This is a genomic window from Ignavibacteriales bacterium (assembly GCA_020635255.1).
GTDB lineage: Bacteria > Bacteroidota > Ignavibacteria > Tepidaquicellales > Tepidaquicellaceae > JAEYVS01.
In genome coordinates this window covers 245,524-263,911 of the sequence record JACKAC010000001.1, presented here as the reverse complement: position 1 = coordinate 263,911, position 18,388 = coordinate 245,524, and the positions used below count along the sequence as shown (strand labels likewise).

Annotated in this window: 16 protein-coding genes; 10 read left to right on the top strand and 6 right to left on the bottom strand. The window is 41.9% G+C overall.

What is annotated here, in order from left to right; genetic code table 11:
• The first annotated feature begins 20 nt into the window (after window positions 1–20).
• The 4 genes from H6614_01180 to H6614_01165 all read left to right on the top strand — a co-directional run bounded on the left by H6614_01180 (window position 21) and on the right by H6614_01165 (window position 4,068).
• A complete protein-coding gene (locus H6614_01180; GenBank protein MCB9242268.1) occupies window positions 21–602 on the top strand; it encodes a sigma-70 family RNA polymerase sigma factor in 582 nt (193 codons plus the stop codon).
• On the top strand, window positions 599–2,350 hold the full coding sequence (locus H6614_01175) for a FecR domain-containing protein (protein ID MCB9242267.1): 1,752 nt from the start codon (window positions 599–601) through the stop codon (window positions 2,348–2,350). Before H6614_01180 ends, H6614_01175 begins: the two co-directional genes overlap by 4 nt.
• 147 nt (window positions 2,351–2,497) lie before the next feature.
• A complete protein-coding gene (locus tag H6614_01170; GenBank protein ID MCB9242266.1) occupies window positions 2,498–2,866 on the top strand; it encodes a GxxExxY protein in 369 nt (122 codons plus the stop codon).
• Between the two features lie 41 nt (window positions 2,867–2,907).
• The gene (locus H6614_01165) at window positions 2,908–4,068 is read left to right on the top strand and encodes a TRAP transporter substrate-binding protein (protein ID MCB9242265.1); all 1,161 of its coding nucleotides are present in this window, start codon (window positions 2,908–2,910) and stop codon (window positions 4,066–4,068) included.
• On the opposite strand, the gene H6614_01160 is transcribed toward H6614_01165, so the two are convergent.
• The 3 genes from H6614_01160 to H6614_01150 all read right to left on the bottom strand — a co-directional run bounded on the left by H6614_01160 (window position 4,069) and on the right by H6614_01150 (window position 7,035).
• Window positions 4,069–5,388 (bottom strand): TRAP transporter large permease subunit, encoded by a 1,320-nt coding sequence (locus H6614_01160; protein MCB9242264.1) that lies wholly within the window; start codon window positions 5,386–5,388, stop codon window positions 4,069–4,071.
• Entirely contained in the window at window positions 5,385–5,936 is a 552-nt protein-coding gene (locus H6614_01155; GenBank protein ID MCB9242263.1) for a TRAP transporter small permease subunit, read from the bottom strand. Before H6614_01155 ends, H6614_01160 begins: the two co-directional genes overlap by 4 nt.
• 112 nt (window positions 5,937–6,048) lie before the next feature.
• On the bottom strand, window positions 6,049–7,035 hold the full coding sequence (locus H6614_01150; GenBank protein MCB9242262.1) for a hypothetical protein: 987 nt from the start codon (window positions 7,033–7,035) through the stop codon (window positions 6,049–6,051).
• Between the two features lie 182 nt (window positions 7,036–7,217).
• Here H6614_01150 and H6614_01145 point away from each other — a divergent pair, with 182 nt between their 5' ends.
• Window positions 7,218–10,139 carry an insulinase family protein gene (locus tag H6614_01145; GenBank protein MCB9242261.1) on the top strand — a complete coding sequence of 974 codons (2,922 nt, stop codon included), beginning with the start codon at window positions 7,218–7,220 and terminating at the stop codon, window positions 10,137–10,139.
• 45 nt (window positions 10,140–10,184) lie between these two features.
• On the opposite strand, the gene H6614_01140 is transcribed toward H6614_01145, so the two are convergent.
• Window positions 10,185–10,748 (bottom strand): hypothetical protein, encoded by a 564-nt coding sequence (locus H6614_01140; protein MCB9242260.1) that lies wholly within the window; start codon window positions 10,746–10,748, stop codon window positions 10,185–10,187.
• A gap of 65 nt (window positions 10,749–10,813) precedes the next feature.
• Window positions 10,814–11,209: a preprotein translocase subunit SecG gene (gene secG, locus H6614_01135; GenBank protein MCB9242259.1), complete on the bottom strand. Its 396-nt coding sequence runs from the start codon at window positions 11,207–11,209 to the stop codon at window positions 10,814–10,816.
• A 221-nt stretch (window positions 11,210–11,430) separates the two neighbouring features.
• Here secG and H6614_01130 point away from each other — a divergent pair, with 221 nt between their 5' ends.
• From H6614_01130 to H6614_01120, 3 genes are all read left to right on the top strand, one after another.
• Complete coding sequence (locus tag H6614_01130) at window positions 11,431–11,589, top strand: hypothetical protein (protein MCB9242258.1); 159 nt, start codon at window positions 11,431–11,433, stop codon at window positions 11,587–11,589.
• 159 nt (window positions 11,590–11,748) lie between these two features.
• Window positions 11,749–13,179, top strand: a complete 1,431-nt coding sequence (locus H6614_01125) for an aldehyde dehydrogenase family protein (protein MCB9242257.1) — start codon at window positions 11,749–11,751, stop codon at window positions 13,177–13,179.
• A 21-nt stretch (window positions 13,180–13,200) separates the two neighbouring features.
• Complete coding sequence (locus H6614_01120; protein ID MCB9242256.1) at window positions 13,201–14,136, top strand: GDP-L-fucose synthase; 936 nt, start codon at window positions 13,201–13,203, stop codon at window positions 14,134–14,136.
• Here H6614_01120 and H6614_01115 read toward each other — a convergent pair.
• Complete coding sequence (locus tag H6614_01115; GenBank protein ID MCB9242255.1) at window positions 14,133–15,689, bottom strand: hypothetical protein; 1,557 nt, start codon at window positions 15,687–15,689, stop codon at window positions 14,133–14,135. The genes H6614_01120 and H6614_01115 overlap by 4 nt on opposite strands.
• Before the next feature lie 318 nt (window positions 15,690–16,007).
• On the opposite strand from H6614_01115, the gene H6614_01110 reads away from it, so the two are divergent.
• Window positions 16,008–16,607, top strand: a complete 600-nt coding sequence (locus tag H6614_01110; protein ID MCB9242254.1) for a hypothetical protein — start codon at window positions 16,008–16,010, stop codon at window positions 16,605–16,607.
• 11 nt (window positions 16,608–16,618) lie between these two features.
• Window positions 16,619–18,382 carry a T9SS type A sorting domain-containing protein gene (locus tag H6614_01105; GenBank protein ID MCB9242253.1) on the top strand — a complete coding sequence of 588 codons (1,764 nt, stop codon included), beginning with the start codon at window positions 16,619–16,621 and terminating at the stop codon, window positions 18,380–18,382.
• Window positions 18,383–18,388: the final 6 nt, after the last annotated feature.

Below are 18,388 nucleotides of genomic sequence, written 5' to 3'. Positions count from 1 at the left end.
ATTAAAAATAACTTAGTAAAATGTTATCTTCAGCAATTAGAACAGATAACCCAAAATTTCAGGTGGCTGACAGCAATACAGAATTTGATCTGGTAAAACAAGCAAACGAAGGGGATAAATACGCCTTTAAAGCTTTGTTCGATCTGAATTCGTCGCGTGTCTATGCGTTTTGCCTCAGGCTTTGCGCCGACCCCGACACTGCCCAGGAGCTTACACAGGATACATTCATAAAAGCCTGGGAAAAGCTGGACAGCTTCCGTTTTCAAAGCAAATTTTCGACATGGCTGCATTCGATAGCAATGAACGAATTCCTGATGCTAAAAAGAAGCCAGAAGAGATTTTTCCAGAGGTTCATACAGACCGAGGATGTGATACAATACGAGAGATTGAACGAAGCAGAAATGCGGTCACATGGGGAAACAATCGATATAGAACGGGCGATATCGAAACTTCCCCGCCAGGCAAGAACGGTCTTCATTTTGCATGACGTCGAAGGATACCAGCACAATGAGATCTCAGAATTAATTAACATCGAAATAGGAACATCAAAAGCCCATTTACACAGAGCAAGAAAATTACTCCGGGAGGAATTAGTCAAATGAATAAGAATGAATTTTATAAACTGTTGAACGAGTACCTGGATGGGACCGTGTCAAACGAGGGTCTCAGCAGGCTGATGCAAGCTGTAGATAGCGACCCTGCGTTCAAAAAAGAGTTCGATGCATATGGCGAGACGATCAATATGGTACGCAGTATGCCGGCAGGAATCATCCCTCCAACGGGCATGTGGGATAATATCGAGAGCCGTCTCGTTGACAAAAGCTCTTCTTTCATAAAAGTCTCTGATAACTTCTATACCTTTAATCAGCCGGAATTAACCGATATAAACTATACCGAGATAAATAAGCAAAGGACGCAGCAGCTTCCTACCCGCTATATAGTAACAGGACTTATTGCGGCAGGATTGATCATTGCGTTTATGTTTGGAATAAAAGACTTCATCTCAAACCAAAATGACCAGCTTGGAAGCCAACAGCTTGCCGCTCTGGATACATACTGGCTCGTCTCCAACGTAAAGGGCGCGCCGACAGTGGATGACAAGTTAGTTGCGGGAGTCGATAGCGTAAAGATCGGTGACTGGCTTGTAACAGACGATACTTCACAGGCAGTATTAAAAGTATCCGACATAGGAACGATCGTAGTCGATCCGGGTTCAAAGGTCCGCATTATAAAAAGTGATGCGGGTGAGCACAGGATAATCCTTGAGTATGGTACCATATCGGCAAACATAAACGCCGCTCCGAGGACATTCTTCGTCGAGACAAAATCGGTAACAGCTGTCGATCTTGGATGTTCATACTCACTCTCTATGGACAAGAAAGGTGACGGAATACTATTCGTAAAAGAAGGAATGGTAGAGCTGACATCCGACAAACGTAATACACTTGTAAGCGCCGGCAAATACTGTCTCACAAAGAACGGGATGGGACCGGGTACTCCCTACAGAGACGATTCATCGATCGAATTCAAGCGCGCTTTACTTGATTATGATTTTAAAAACGGCGGAGCAGCGGCTCTAAATAAGATCCTGCAGACAGCCAGAAAAACGGACGCTGTTACACTGCTCAACCTTATGCCTTTCGTAGATAAGAACAGTAAGGAAAAAGTATATGCAAAACTTGCATCCCTCGTTCCTACTCCGGGAGACCTTCCAAAGGACAGCATATACTACTTCGATTATAAGAAGATGAACGAGTGGATAGATGATATTACGCGTGAAGTCAACAAGGAAATGGAAAAGATGAACAAGGAATTATACAATATGAATTATAATTTCAATTTCAACTTCGACAGCCTGAAATACTCGGACGAAATGAGGAAGGAGCTTGAAGTTGAAATGAAGGAGCTGCAAAAGGAGCTCAAAGAATCCATGAAAGAGTTTCAATTCGATCAGGAAGAGTTCAAACGTGACATGGAAGAAATGAAGAAGGAATTGAAAGAGAACCTTAAGAATAACGAGTACTTTAATAGCGAAGAATTTCAGCGGGATATGGAGGAATTGCAACAGGAAATGAAAGAAAACAGCGAGTACTTTGACAGCCAGGAATTCCAGAAGGAAATGGAACAGATGCAGAATGAATTGAACAACAGTATCAAGGAATCCATGAAGAGCCTGGAATATCTCAACAGCGAGGAATTTCAGGAGAAACTCAATGAAGAGATACAAAAAGATATCGAAAAAGAACAGAAAAGGATAGAGCAGGAATACAAATACAAGTACAAGGATTCGGAAGATGAAGACGATGACGGTGAAAACTTTGACTTTGACAATAACGATGAAGACGATTAATTAAATTTAGTTTACTCCTCACTCCGATAATCGGGATAGCAATATCCCGAATTAGTAAATAGCCATCTTAATGCGACTTGAGATGGCTTTTTTATTTGTTATTTATTATTTTAAAAAACTCGCCACAGAGACACAGAGTACTCAGAGATGGATCAAAATATTATTACTGAAAAGATTATTGGTTGTGCAATCGAAGTTCATAAGAATCTGGGACCAGGTTTGCTGGAGTCAGTTTATGAAAATGCTTTATGTTTTGAGTTGGAGAATTCTAAGCTAAAGTTTGAATGTCAAAAGATACTCCCTGTAATTTATAAAGGAAAAACTTTAGGCAATTTCAAAATCGATATTTTAGTTGAGGATTCGATCATTCTCGAATTGAAAAGCGTCGAGAAACATGACCCTTTATTTGAAGCACAAATATTAAGTTATATGAAATTGGGGGGATATAAATTAGGATTATTGCTAAATTTCAATACGACACTTCTGAAAAAAGGAATACAAAGATTCATTTTATAAACTCAGTGACCTCTGTGTCTCTGTGGCAAATCAATATTATCATGGATAAATTTAACCGCCGTAAATTCATAAAATCCGCTTCGCTTGCATCGCTTGGAAGCGCTTCACTGCTTGCCGCCGCCTGCAGTAAAAAAGAGGGCGACCATAATGTAAGCGTAAATATTAACACGAATGAAACCTATGAATGGAAAATGGTAACTACGTGGCCTCCTAATTTTCCCATATTTACAGACCGTCTAAATGAGTTTGCCAAAGCCGTCGAAAAGATGTCGTCGGGCAGGATGAAGATACAGGTTTATGGCGGGGGTGAACTGGTTCCGCCTTTTGAATCATTCGAGGCGGTGTCTCAAGGAACAGCCGAGATGGGACACGGAGCGGCTTACTACTGGGCAGGAAAGTCACCGGTGATGCAGTTCTTTACCAGTGTGCCCTTTGGAATGAACGCACAGCAGACGAACGCATGGCTTTATTACGGCGGAGGACTGGACCTATGGCGCGAGGAATATGCTAAATATAACCTTACAACATTTCCCGGCGGGAATACCGGCGGTCAGATGGGAGGCTGGTTTAATAAAGAGATAAATACAATTGCGGACTTTAACGGGCTAAAAATACGTATGCCCGGTCTCGGCGGTAAGGTTGTTACAAAAGCCGGAGCAACATCTATCCTCTCTCCCGGCGGGGAAATCTATACAAATCTGGAGCGCGGAGTGATCGACGCTACCGAGTGGATCGGACCTAACCATGACTATGTGATGGGCTTTCATAAAATTGCAAAATATTACTATTATCCCGGCTGGCATGAGCCATCTGCCTGTTGTGATCTATTCATAAACAAAGCCACGTTCGATAAACTTCCCGCTGAACTTCAGGACATGATTTCGGAAGGAGCCGCCGCTCTTAATGTGGAGATGCTATCGGATTTTGAAACAAAGAACTCCGAATATCTTATTAAAATAAAACAGGAGAGCGGTGTCGAGCTAAAGGAGTTCCCACAGGAAGTTCTGGATAAACTACAGGAGCTCACCGCTGAGGTAATTAACGAGATCACTAATTCCAATGCAGACTGTAAGAGGGTTTATGATTCCTATAAGCAGTTTTATGATAATATTGCTCAGTGGTCATCGCTAGTAGACCGAAATTATCTTGCGGGGCAAAATACTGCTCCCGAAAAGAAAGAGGAAGAGAAGAAACCAGCTTAATTATTTACCTATTGCAGAGGGAAGCCAGAGAGCCAGGTCCGGAAATATCACGATCGTTAAAACACACACCAACTGTATAACCACGTATGGTATAACTCCCCGGTATAACTGCGCAGTCTTTATTTCAGGAGGCGCAACACCCTTTAGGTAGAATAACGCGAATCCAAAAGGCGGAGTAAGAAAGGACGTCTGCAAATTCATCGCTATCAAAATTCCTATCCATATCAGATTTATCCCAAGATGCTCTAATATAGGTGTGATAACCGGAATAACTATAAACGTTATCTCGATGAAATCTATAAAAAATCCGAGAATGAATATAACTACCATCACAATCGCGAGAAAGATATGCGGCTCCAGGTTAGAGTGAACTATCATTTCCGTAAGGTACCTATCACCATGCATCCCCCTAAATACAAGTGAAAATGCCGATGCTCCCACCAGTATTAAAAATACCATGCTTGTTATAGAAGTGGTCCTTCTCATTACCTGCTGCAGTACAGGCATGCTGAATTTCCTCCTTACCAACGTAAGCACTGTGGCACCTAATGCACCTACTCCCGCGGCTTCCGTTGGGGAAGCTATTCCCGCAAATATCGAACCCAGCACTGCTATTATCAGTATCCCCGGCAATAGGAACGCCTTGAATACCCTGCTAGCCATCCCCTTTTCTTTGAATTTTGTTACTTCATTATCCGGCATGGCAGGCATACTGTTTGGCGACAGCCTGCTCTTAAACACTATCCATAAAAGGTAAAGTAATACAAGCAGTATGCCCGGTATGACGGCACCAACAAAGAGGTCACCCACTGAGATATTCATCACGCTTCCTAGCAATACTAAGATTATGCTCGGTGGAATGATCTGCCCTAGTGTACCGGATGCCATTATTATCCCTGTGGATGCTTCCGGTGAGTATTTTCTTTTTAGCATGACGGGAAGGCTGAGGACTCCCATCGTCACAACCGTTGCCCCGACGATACCGGTGGATGCTCCAAGTAAAGCTCCAACAAGCAATACCGAAATTGCCAGACCGCCGTTCATCTTGCCGAATAAAAGCGCCATCGTCTCAAGCAATTCCTCCGCGATCCCCGACCGTTCCAGCATTACCCCCATAAATATAAATAACGGCACTGCTATCAAAACATAATTGCTCATTACACCCCATATACGAAGCGGTAATAAATTAAAGAAATCGAAACCAAAGATGATAACGCCGAAAATTACCGAAACCCCGCCGAGTGTAAACGAAACCGGGTATCCCATTAAAAGCAAAATAAGAACCACAAGAAAGAATAATACGGGGAGGAGTTCGCTCATACTTTGGGAGTTTCGTTAGCAGGTTTGCTCGATGGAAATTCTCCGGGCTTGACTATCTCAAGGAGTGATTTTAAAGCCATTGCAAATCCCTGCAGGAGAATCAGGAAAAATGAGATCGGTATGAACGCTTTAAGTACGTACCGCGCGGGAAGCCCCCCTGCATCAGGTGAAGTTTCACCCATATTGAATGACATCTCTACGAAGTTTTGCGAGGAAATGATCACTATCAAAACAAAGGGAATGAGGAATAAAATACTTCCAATGAAATTTACGATTGCTTTCCCACGTTCAGAATAGCGGGAATAGAAAAGGTCTATACGGACATGCTCGTCGAGCTTTAGCGTGTATGCCGCACCTCCGAGGAATATCAGCGCAAATAGATGCCATTCCGATTCCTGGAGCGCTACACTGCTTTCATTGAATAGATACCGTGTGATAACGTCAAAGCAGACTACGGCAACGAGAATTACTGTAAACCAGGAAAAGAAGTGCCCCGTTTTCTCACTTATGCTGTCTGCAAGACGTATATATCCCCGGATGAACTTCATAGCGTAAAAATAACGATATTAATATTACATTTAAAGCATTTGAGAAGGTAATAAAAAAGGCAGCTCCCGAGTTAATCTCAGGCGCCGCCTTGGGTGCGGGTAAAGAAAAAAATCAGAACTGTTTTACGCGGTAAACCATGCCCATGTATGTGGCCGAAAGCTTACTTGGATCCGAGTCAAAGAGCGTGCTCCTTATGCTGGCGCTAATGAATCCATTAAATACGCCCAGCCTGTGCGCGCCAAAAACATCGAATGTTTTTTCAAAGACCCTGTCCCAGTTGCTTCCGTTCTGTACTTCGGATGTCATTTCAAATCTTACCCTGTGAAATCTGTGCGGGTTTTTGGGCCAGTGGAAAAGTACTATATCCTTATCAGCCTGGTTGCTGGTCAGGTATACTTTTACATTTACCTGGTCCCCCGGTCTGACCTTAAAAATACCCTCACCGCCAAAAAGCCGTGTAAGATACTTATTCGTCGTGAAGTCCGGTCCGTTTAGTGTTATCTCAAGGTTTCCGTTCTTATAGATCTCTACCTTGTTCATCACTATGTTGTCCTTGCCCGTCATTGGCGAGGTCGTTTGACCATCTATAGCAGAAACTTCATACACTCTCCACCTGAACCTCGGGTTTGGACTATTGCCGATCTTCTTAAAGCTCACAAACCTTTTCTGCTCCCGTGTAAAAGGTTTGCGCACGGAATCGATAACACCTCCCGTGCTGTAGATCAAAATTAATTCTCCTGTCACCGTTCTCGTAACCTCCACCTGCTTAGCGGTATCGCCCTTGCTCGAAATGCTCGTATTGATGCTCACATTCGTTACTATGTGACCCCATTTGATCAAAGAATCGATTGGGACCGCACCCGGATAATCTTCTTCTGCTCCCTCGGATTCAAAATCAGTGACCTCGGAAGACATCAGGTTATCCTCGTCATCTTCGTTACTGCTGAATGCGCTCATTATTGCAGTCGATTGGAGGTATTCATCATCGGTCATTTCCGTTGTACTGACAGAGGAATCCTGGCACCCATAGAGGTACAGCCCGGCAAGTATCAGGCTCAGTATCAGAAAAAACCCGATGTGTTTACGCGGTGTTTTCATTTTTACTCCCTTTATTATAATTTTTTAACACATTTGTTTGACACCATAACATAGGATTGGTTTAATAACCAAAATCCGACCAAAACACACCTATTTTTCTATTAAATTGTTTTAATAATATGTATATTTTATCCTCTGCAAAGGGTATAAAGATTTCAAATCATAAATATTAATTCACAAAAATGAATTACCTAAGGAATTTTTACAGAAGTTTAATTCTGCTTCTAATACTTACTATTCCCGTAATTGTTAACGGACAAACAAGAATCGTTACCGAGGGAAAATACACTTACAAAGTCGTCGATGGTGACCCTCTAAATGCGAGGATATACACTCTCGGCAACGGGCTGACCGTGATGATGACAGTATATAAAGACGAACCACGCATACAAACCTATATCCCCGTAAAAGCCGGCAGTAAGAATGATCCTGCCGATGCAACCGGGCTCGCTCACTACCTAGAACATATGCTATTCAAAGGTACAAGCCGGATCGGTACAAGGGATTTTTCCGTGGAGAAACCTTTGGTTGACGAAATAATAGACTTATACGAACAATATAGAAGCACAACAGACCCCGGTGAAAGGGAAATGATATATAATAAAATAGACAGCGTCTCATTGCTGGCATCGAGCTATGCGATTGCGAATGAATACGATAAAATGTGCGAATTCATAGGCGCTACCGGCACCAATGCCTGGACATGGATGGAAGAGACCGTTTACGTGAATAACGTCCCCTCTAACCAGCTGGATAACTTCATCACTATGGAAGCTGAACGCTTCCGCGAGCCTGTAATGAGACTATTCCATACGGAGCTTGAGGCAGTTTACGAAGAAAAGAACAGAAGCCTGGACAATGATTACAACAAAGCATATGACAAGATGTATGAAGAGCTCTTCAAAAAGCACCAATACGGCACGCAAACGACAATTGGTACAATCGACCACTTAAAAAATCCGTCTATCAAGAAAGTGCTGGAATATTACGATACCTACTATGTACCAAACAACATGGGTATAGTATTGGCGGGAGATTTTGATCCTGACGAAGCGATCCGCATTGTCGATGAAAAATTCTCCTACATGCAGCCAAAAGATATTCCGGTTTACACACCACCGGTCGAAGATCCGATCACCCAGCACAGGGAGTACACTGTTTACGGACCCAACGCTGAAACGGTATTCATGGGGTACAGGTTCGGTGGAAGGAACAGCTCAGATTTCGATTATATCACGCTGATAGATATGATACTCAGCAATAGCAGTGCCGGACTTATAGATCTAAATCTCGTACAGGGGCAAAAGGTACTCTCTGCGGGATCGAGCGTTTCGGATTTCAAAGACTACTGTGTATTCGAGCTTTCCGGAACACCAAGAGAAGGTCAATCCCTCGAAGACGTAAAAGACAAGATCCTGTCACAGGTAGACCTTATCAAAAAAGGTGACTTCCCGGACTGGATGCTGGATGCGGTAATAAACAACCTCAAACTCGATCAGACACAGGGTTATGAAAGCAACAGGAACAGAGGATACGCACTCGTAGATGCATTCAAAAATGGCGTGGAGTGGGAAGACTATGTAAATACTTTAAACAGGCTATCGAAAATTACAAAGCAACAACTGGTTGATTTCGCGAATGAGAAATTTGGTGATAATTATATTGCTGTATATAAAAAGACCGGTGAAGACCCTGACAAACAGCAGGTGGATAAACCAAAGATCACACCCATTAATCTCAACCGTGATGAAAAATCTCCTTTTGTTGAAGCTTTCGAGCAAAATGTACCCGCAAATATCGAGCCCGTATTTCTCGACTACAAAGACGACATCGGCAGATTTAACGTGGATAATGACGTTCCTGTTTATTACTTAAAAAACACCGAGAACAATCTGTTCAATCTATACTACATTCTCGATATGGGAACCAACAATGATAAGTCACTTGGTGTCGCGATCGCATATCTTGAGCTCCTAGGTACCGACAAATATACTCCTGCGGAAATTCAGCAGGAATTCTTTAAACTCGGCTGTTCATACAGCGTATTCAGCTCGACTGACCAGGTGTACGTGAGCCTCAGCGGTTTGAATGAGAATTTCGTTCCGGCATTGACTTTATTCGAGGATCTGCTGGCAAATGCAAAACCGAATAAAGAAGCCCTGGATAATATGATCCAGGATATTTTCAAAGCCAGAGACGATAATAAGCTTTCGAAAAATTCTATCAGAAATGCAATGTTCAGCTACGGCAGATACGGGAAAAAATCTCCCGCTACGAACATCCTCTCAGCAGATGAATTAAATGCTTTAAAACCGTCTGAACTTACTAATAAGATAAAAGATCTGTTATCATACAAACATAAGATATTCTACTACGGCCCGGAAAGTGAGGCACAGGTAAAGAACATATTAAATGAGAACCATAAAGTGCCTTCGGAATTTAAAGAATACCCGCCGGAGACAAAATTCACCGAACAGCCGACCAGCCGCCGCAAAGTTTATGTGGTAAATTATGACATGGTGCAGGCTGAGATAGTAATGATGTCAAAGAAAGGTAAATATGACAAAAATATCGAAGCGGCCAATGAGCTTTTCAATAATTACTTCGGTACGCTTACATTTACCGAGATCAGGGAATCAAAAGCGCTCGCATACTCAGCCTTTGCTTTCCTTACGTCACCGCGTAATCTGGAAGACTCTAAATACTTTTACTCTTACATCGGTACACAGGCGGACAAGCTTCCCGAAGCAATGGCAGGCATGACAGAACTCATCAAAGATATGCCTCTTGCGGAGAATTCCTTTAATGCATCTAAGAGCGGAATACTAAACCAGATACAAACAGAGCGTATTACCAAAGCCGATATTTTATTTAATTACCAGGCGGCACAGAAACTCGGACTGGATTATGACATTCGCAAGGACGTTTATTCCCAGGTGAAAAATATGACCATGAGCGATCTGAAAAATTTCCATGACAGCTATATCGCAAATAGCGATTATACCATACTGGTACTCGGAGCCAAAGATAAACTGGATATCGAAACGCTGAAAAAATATGGTGATGTGGAGTTCCTTACACTGGAAGATATATTCGGATATTAAAACTCATATAACGAAAAAAGCCCCTCTTTGCAGGGGCTTTTTTGTTTAGAAGTTGAAGTTCACATTAAGTAGTTTACTCCCCTTTAGCATCTGTACCTTTATATCCTCACTCACGTCGAAATCATACAAGTGAGCATCTACATATGCGTCCACCATATTAATTACATAAAATAAGGCAAAGTAGATTATAAACTCATCTCGCTTATCTTTGAAATCATCTCTTTGTTCCTTATATGTAGAGTTACCATTTGGATCGCTTGCCTGAGATTGAACATATAGATCTTCGTATTGATTATACTTGTCATTGTATCTGTATATCTCATAACCCAGGTATCCGCCAACTCCGAGGATTATCGGTATTTTCCAGTATGATGTATTATACAGCTGACCGGCTCCCGGAACGAGCGCGGATAATCCCACCGCAACCCATGGATTCTTTTTCATTTTAAATGACTTCGGCTGCTTCTTCTTCGGAGGTGAAACAGTGTCGCTTTTTAATGAATCATACTGCGCGTTGATGAGCTCGAGCTTGGGGAATGAATTCTGCGGGAATGCTTTGCCGGATATGCCAATAATAACTACAGCCAATATTATCTTTAAGACTTTCATCCGAATGAAAATAAAAAAGCATTCCAAAAATTGGAATGCTTTTAAAATTACTATTTATGGATAACCTATTTCTGGTTATTCTCAGGATTGCTTTGATCCTGTGGATTCTGCTGTTGCTGCTGGTTTGTCGGAGGCACCTGGTTTTGGGGAGGTGTTGATTGTGGTCCCGGAGGTACCTGATTTTGTCCGGCTTTTTGCTGAATGATACTTTCCTCTACACCTGATGAGGAATTACTGATATAGATGTTTAGCAATAAGCTTCCGAGCAGAAATATTGTTGCCAGGATGATCGTAAATCTTTGTAAGAAATCGGAGGTCCTTCGGGCACCAAACATTGTGGTCATGCTGGATCCGGCTCCTGCCAGTCCTGCCAATCCTCCGCCTTTTGAAGCCTGCATCAGTACTACACCCATAAGCACTACACAGACTAATACGAGAACTATTATTAATAATGTAACCATAGCCTTCAAAGTACCGCTATTATTAAAAATATACAAGTCATATATCTCACGGTTTTAGTCATAGAATTTCTCATCTTCTTACTCAGATTTTTTCATCTGGAGACTGAACTAAAAACAAAAATTTAACAAATACTTTATACATAAAACTAGATGTTGATTTAATGCAATAAATGAATTAATTTTGCTGGTATTATTTTAGTTAAACCATTAAAAGGAAGACAATGGCTAAAGCAACAAAGAAAGCAGCTAAGAAAAAAGCAGCTCCTAAAAAGAAAGCAGCACCAAAGAAGAAAGCTGCTCCTAAAAAGAAAGCTGCAAAGAAGAAAGCAGCTCCTAAAAAGAAAGCTGCTCCTAAGAAAAAAGCTGCAAAGAAGAAATAAGGCAGCTTAAGCTTTATGGTTTTATATTTGATAACGCAACCCCAGGGTTGCGTTATTATTTTATACCCCTCACTCCCGGACTTTTTGAATTTCAATTTGACATATTAGTTTCTAATTTAATCCATAGCACATGTGTTTCTACAAATAAACCAGTGAATAATGGATGCAGAAAAGTTTATAATAGGAAATGAATTAGTTTCCTCTCCCGAAACAAAAGATATAATCAATCCCTATACAAACCAGGTCGTACGAAAAGTTTATAAAAGCTCTAAGCAGGACATAAACCGCGCGCTGGACTACCTTACGGGGATTTTCCCGCGCTACAGGGATACACCTACATATATAAAGGCTTCCTTGCTGGAGGGTATCTCTAAAAAGATCTCCGAACGCAGAGAAGACCTCGCTATGCTGATAACGCTTGAAACGGGTAAACCCATAAGGTTCTCACGTATCGAGATCGACCGTGCTATCCTAACCTTTAAACTCGGTTCCGAAGAATCTAAACGCATAGAGGGTGAGGTATTGGATCTCGACCTGCTAAAAGGCTCCGAAGGAAAAATGGGCATCGTTAAGAGATTCCCGCTCGGTGTTATACTCGCCATCACGCCGTGGAATTTTCCCATCAACCTCGTTGCGCACAAACTCTCGCCTGCCCTCGCATCGGGCAATACCATCCTGTTAAAACCCGCATCGACATCTATGACATGCGGTATAGAGCTGGTCAAAATAATAAAAGAAGCCTCCGCTGAGCTCGGACTGGATTACTGCCCGGTAAATGTCGTCACGGCATCGGGTGGTGAAATAAACGAATTTCTGGATGACAGCCGTGTTAAACTTATCAGCTTCACGGGAAGCTCATCTGTCGGCTGGGGTATACGGAAAAAAGCCGTGAAACAAAAAGTATCACTCGAACTCGGCGGTAACGCCGGAGTTATCGTGGATAAGGATGCTGATATCCCTACCGCCGTCGCGAAAATAATCACCGGCGCATTCGGTCAGGCTGGACAAAGCTGTATCTCCGTACAGCGGGTTTTTGTCCATAATGACATAATGGACAGCTTCCGCTCTAAATTATTGGAAGAAACGGCAAAGATAAAATTCGGCGATCCATTCGATGAAAATACCCTCTCCGGTCCTATGATAGAGCAAAAAGAAGCCGAACGCATACAGGAATGGGTAAACGAAGCCAAAGATTCGGGCGCAAATATTTCCGCCGGAGGCAATCGAAACGGAGCAGTTTTCGAGCCTACTATCGTGGAAAAAGCATCACCTGATCTAAAAATAAATGCGGACGAGGTATTTGCTCCCCTCCTCACGTTAACAGGATTCAGCGATTTCAAAGAAGCCGTAAAAATGGTAGGTGATTCGGAATACGGACTGCAGGCAGGAGCATTTACCAATGATCTCCATAATGCTTTATACGCATATGATAATATCGAGGTGGGCGGTGTCGTCATAAACGACGTCCCTACATATCGAATGGATTCTATGCCGTACGGAGGTTCCAAGGATTCCGGTAATGCCCGCGAAGGCATAAAATACGCCATCGAAGAAATGACTGAGAGAAGGATTTTGGTTTTAAGTAAATAAATATTATTGTTAATTTGTACAATGAATAAAGACAGCAAAATAACGGTTTTTGGCGGAACGGGGATGCTTGGGGGCGCTGTAGTGCGTCGCCTCAAAGACAAGGGCTATACTAATATCAAGACACCTTCGCGCAAAACCGGCATAGACCTCCTGATAAAAGAAAATGTTGATCGATACTTTAAGGAAGAAAAGCCTGAATATGTTTTTATGACGGCAGGACTTGTAGGTGGGATTCTCGCCAATAACACACGGCAGGCTGATTTTCTTTATCAGAATGCAATAATGATACTCAATGTCCTTGAAGCATTAAAAGAATACGCGCCGGAATGCAAACTTCTCTATACCGGATCCACGTGCATCTACCCAAAGGAAAATCCACAGCCGATCAACGAGAACCGCTTTATGATGGGACCGCTCGAAGAAACTAATAAAGGATATGCTGTCGCGAAAGGAATGGGCATTGTAGCGTGCGAGCTTTACCGCAATCAATACAATATAAATGCTGTCGCCGCCATGCCGACAAATCTATACGGACCGGGCGATAATTATGACCTGCAAAATTCTCACTTCATCGCCGCTATGACACAAAAATTCATTAATGCCAAAACCAAAGGCGATAAACTTGTCTTCTGGGGTACAGGCAAACCACGCCGTGAAGCATTATATGTGGATGATTGTGCGGACGCATGTATCTACCTCATGGAAAACTATAACGATCCCGAAATTGTAAATATCGGAACAGATTTCGATCACTCGATAAAAGAATATATAGATATCGCTAAAAAGGTTTTTGAATATGATGGTGAGATAGAGTGGGACACGACGAAACCCGACGGTATGTACGAAAAACGCACGGACATTTCCCGCCTGAAATCAATTATGCCTGAGTTCGATCCGAGACCATTCGAGGAAGGATTAAAGGAAGTATTAAAGATCGATTTTGGAGTGGAAGTCTAGCCCTTTATATATTTCTCTGCTTTTTTACGAACTATATCACCGTAGTTCTTATTCTCCAGCTTACTCTCCAGCCATGAGACGTAATCAAAGTACAAAGCGCCGGACACCTCATACGGATCATCCATAAATTTCGTAATATGATACTTACTCTCATCGAATAGCTCCATTAGCTCCTTTTGAGTAATATTGTTCAACACCCTCTTAAAAAAATCTAGTAGGAATTTCTCGAATCTATACTCGAGTTTCCTGGATACAAGATACCTGTATGTTGACCGTATCAGAAAATCCAGATGTTCGGTATTTCCCAGTTCGTAATGCATTATAATACTTATCAGTTTTGCCGAGAGGTATAGCTCCTTTCTCTGCTCCGGCTCACCTTCATTGATTATCCTGTTTGCATACTCAAGCGCCTCCTTATATTTCCCTGCCCCGAAATATATTAATGCTGTGAAATAATATGCGAATGTCAGCTCCCGTGGATCATACGTATCCTTCATTTCCTCCACTTCAAATATGTATGGTTTGGCAAATTTCACTCCCTCGTTATAACTACCCAGAGCATTATAATACAAAAGCTGGTGCTTGCGAATCAATACATCCAGCATCCTATCATAATCCGTCATCCTTCCCCGCGTTTTTACATACGACTTATACTTTTTCATAACCTCATCATACTTACGGTACTCTTTTACGTACAAACAACCGGATAACTGGTTGTGTATCATTAGAACATAGTTCGTGTGTCGTCTCTTCCTCTCCGCAGGATTACTTTCATAGAGATTCTCCAGGTCGAGTATATAATCATAATAGCTTTTGAAATCCCTCACAAAAGAGAAATAACCGATGTAAATATCATAAAAGAATGTCTTATTATAAAAAGTATGGAGCAAATCGGGTTCCTGCATTACCGGTGCATCAAGGAGTTCTTTAAACTGTGCTGCCGTTTGTTCCTCTCTTGCGTGCCCGGCTGACATTAGTAGTGATGCCGCCTTGCCGTATATGATCCTCAGCTCGGTAGATTCGTTCAGTACAGTTATTACCATCTTTTCCTCTTTATATATCTTATCCATCTTTTCCATCATATTTTCATCTCCCTTTTCCAGCAGATGATTCTTTTCCCACTGAAGTAGCTCGTAGAGCTTATGATAATTCTCGGTAGAATAGGCCAGCTTCTTTGCGCGCAATAGAAGTTTCTCGCTCTGATCGAATAATGATTTATCGAATAGCACCTGTATCCCCTGTACCATATCATGGAGACGCGCATTATCGGTTTCATCCAGAATGAAATGAACGAGGTTTCTTAGAATTGAATTGTAAAGAAAATTTTTCGCAACCGAGAGCTGGTTCAAAAACTTCTCACCTTTTAGCGCCTCCTTTAGCTTTTCCTCATCATATCCTTTTCCCTTTTTTACCTGCGCATCTACCGCATCGAAGAGCTTTATATATGACCGCTCACTTGACCCGAACGTTTTGGAATGCTTTCTGAAATAGCTTTTTTCGGTTTTTGAGAGAGACTTAATAAGGTTGTAAAGGTCTTCTGAGATCTTTTTCATGCCCGGTAAACGCTAATTTTAAAATCCTATTAAATGCCGATTCTGGCTAAATATTGAGGTTTTTGAACGAGACTGCATTCAATGAACACTAATTTATGAGAAAATTCGGTTTTATAAAATTCATTTACAAAAATATTTTTATACCGTGAATGAAAAAGCCGGGGCAAATAATCAAGATGGACAAACTCAAAGACCTCAACCGAAGAAGGAAAAGACCGCGCGGAAGAAATCCGAAGATCATCGAGATCAATAACGGACCGCTTAATAGAACACTTTTATTAAAAAAGAGATATATCTAATTCTAAAACCAAAAAAGGAATGAAGGAAATGAACCAAAACCCAAAATCTCATTTTTTGAAGTTTCCTCTCCGAAAACGCGACAAACCCGAAAAGCGTAGCAGTAACCAGCAGAACCGTTTTATTTTTACTCAGTTTTTCGGTGATGTCTACGCCCGGAGAAAATCGGTTATGTTTGTAAAAGCATTAATTCTGCTCCCGCTCTTTATGTCACTGCCGGTATTGCAGGCATGTTCCGGAGGAAATCAGAGTGTTACAAGTTCTTCGCCTGCAGGCAAATATGAATTCGTAATGTACGATTCATCTGACAGCAGACTGCTTGACGGCATGATCACCCTCAGAAAAACTGACACAACGTACGTGTCGGATATCACCATCAGTAATAAGTACGCGGATTTCTACAGCTATGGAAATATGAAGTCCGCTAAAAACTATACTCATTACAATAAGAATGAGAAAACTTTATTCATAAATATGAACCCGTCCAGTACTGATGATAACATCTTTATCACCCTCACTTCCGCCGGTAACGAATTGAATGGGAACTGGACACATACGACTATTGCCGGTGATATGGGTAAAGGGAAATTCACAGCAAAAAAATTAAAATCAAACAACTAAAATAAAAAGAAATGAAATCAAGAACATCGATACTTACTGCATTAGCCTTGGTGGTATTGGTAAGCCTGTATAGCTTTACCTCCCATGATAAGGAACTCAGCGATAAGCTGGATTTTCAAACAACACAGATCAGTTATCTGAAAAACACGGTTAAAAACGTTAACCAGACAATTAAAGAAAGAAAGTTATCCGTTAATTTCACTGAAATAAATTTATTCAATTCCTCCCCAACGAGGGATTCACGAAGCGCGGACGAATTCGTTACGGATGCCAGCTTCCTTGATATCAAGACTGAAGTACTTGATCAAATCAACTTGACAAAGCCCGAAGACCTGACTTTGAATATCCCACTTAATGATGGAAGCACTATACAGGTCGATCTTACCAAAAATGATATCCTTGCGGAAGGTTTTAATATTAGCGATATAACCGGCGGTACTATACATTCGTACACCCCGGGTTTATACTACAAAGGTGTAGTCCGCGGTAAGGAACTCTTCACACTCGCCGCTATAAGCATTTTCAAAGATCATGTAATGGGAATAATATCGGACGAGAGAGGAAACTGGAATCTCGGACCGGTTAAGGACAAAAACAACAAGAATACAAATGAATATATATACTATAACGATGTGGATATGCTGAAAAAGAATGAATTTAAATGCGGAATTGAAGGCATCGAAGAAGAATCTACATTTCCTGTAAAAGAAAATCCCGAAAATACTCAGCTGGGAAATGGCTTAGACAATCCTTCGACCGTTCCATTAAAAGTCTATTTCGTTGCTGATTACTCTCTCTATGTTGCCGCGAACGGAAATCTACAGACACTAGCCGATTATATAACCGGGTTCTTTAATTCGGTCTCAGCGATCTATCAGAATGAAAGCATCCCATTCCAGATAGCATATATCGCCGCATATACACAGCAGGACCCAATGGCAAATGCGCCTGGCACGTATGAAATGAGACAAATATTCGGCGCGCAGATCCAGAATAACATGCAGGGCGGTGACATCGCAAATCTCCTCTCCATCAGGACCGATGTATCTGGGGGACTTGCTTACATCAGAAGCCTCTGTCAGCCTTACAACCCGGCGGACTCATCGGGAAGCTACTGTGTTTGTGTGATCGAAGGCAATTACCAGCCGTACCCTAACTACTCATGGACAGTAACGGTAGTAGCACACGAAATGGGACACAATACCGGATCGAGACACACTCATGCATGTGTATGGCCCCGTCCGGGTGGAGGTGTAGGTCCAATTGACACCTGTATAATTAATGCTGAGAATTCTACTTTCTCGGGATTCCCTGAGGCATGTGTACCTATCCAGCCCGTGCAGGGATGCTATTCACCGGCAAATGGAACCGTCATGAGTTATTGCCACTTCTGTAATACAACGTACCTCGGCAATGGATTTGGTCCCCTCCCCGGTGATACTATCAGACTTAGATTTATGCAAGCACAGAACTGTCTTATAGGGATACAGAATATTAGTTCACAGATTCCGGATGGATTTTCGTTAAAACAGAACTATCCGAATCCATTTAACCCCTCTACAAAAATTGAATTTAATATTAAAAGCAGTGGATATGTAAAATTGGCAGTATATGACATGCTTGGTAAGGAGGTCGGAACCCTTGTCAATGGTGACCTGACTCCCGGAACGTACCAGTACACTTTTGAAGCGCAATCGCTTCCGAGCGGAGTTTATTTTTACAAACTTGAGACAAACGGGTTCACGGAAACAAAGCGGATGATTCTTCTGAAGTAAATTTCA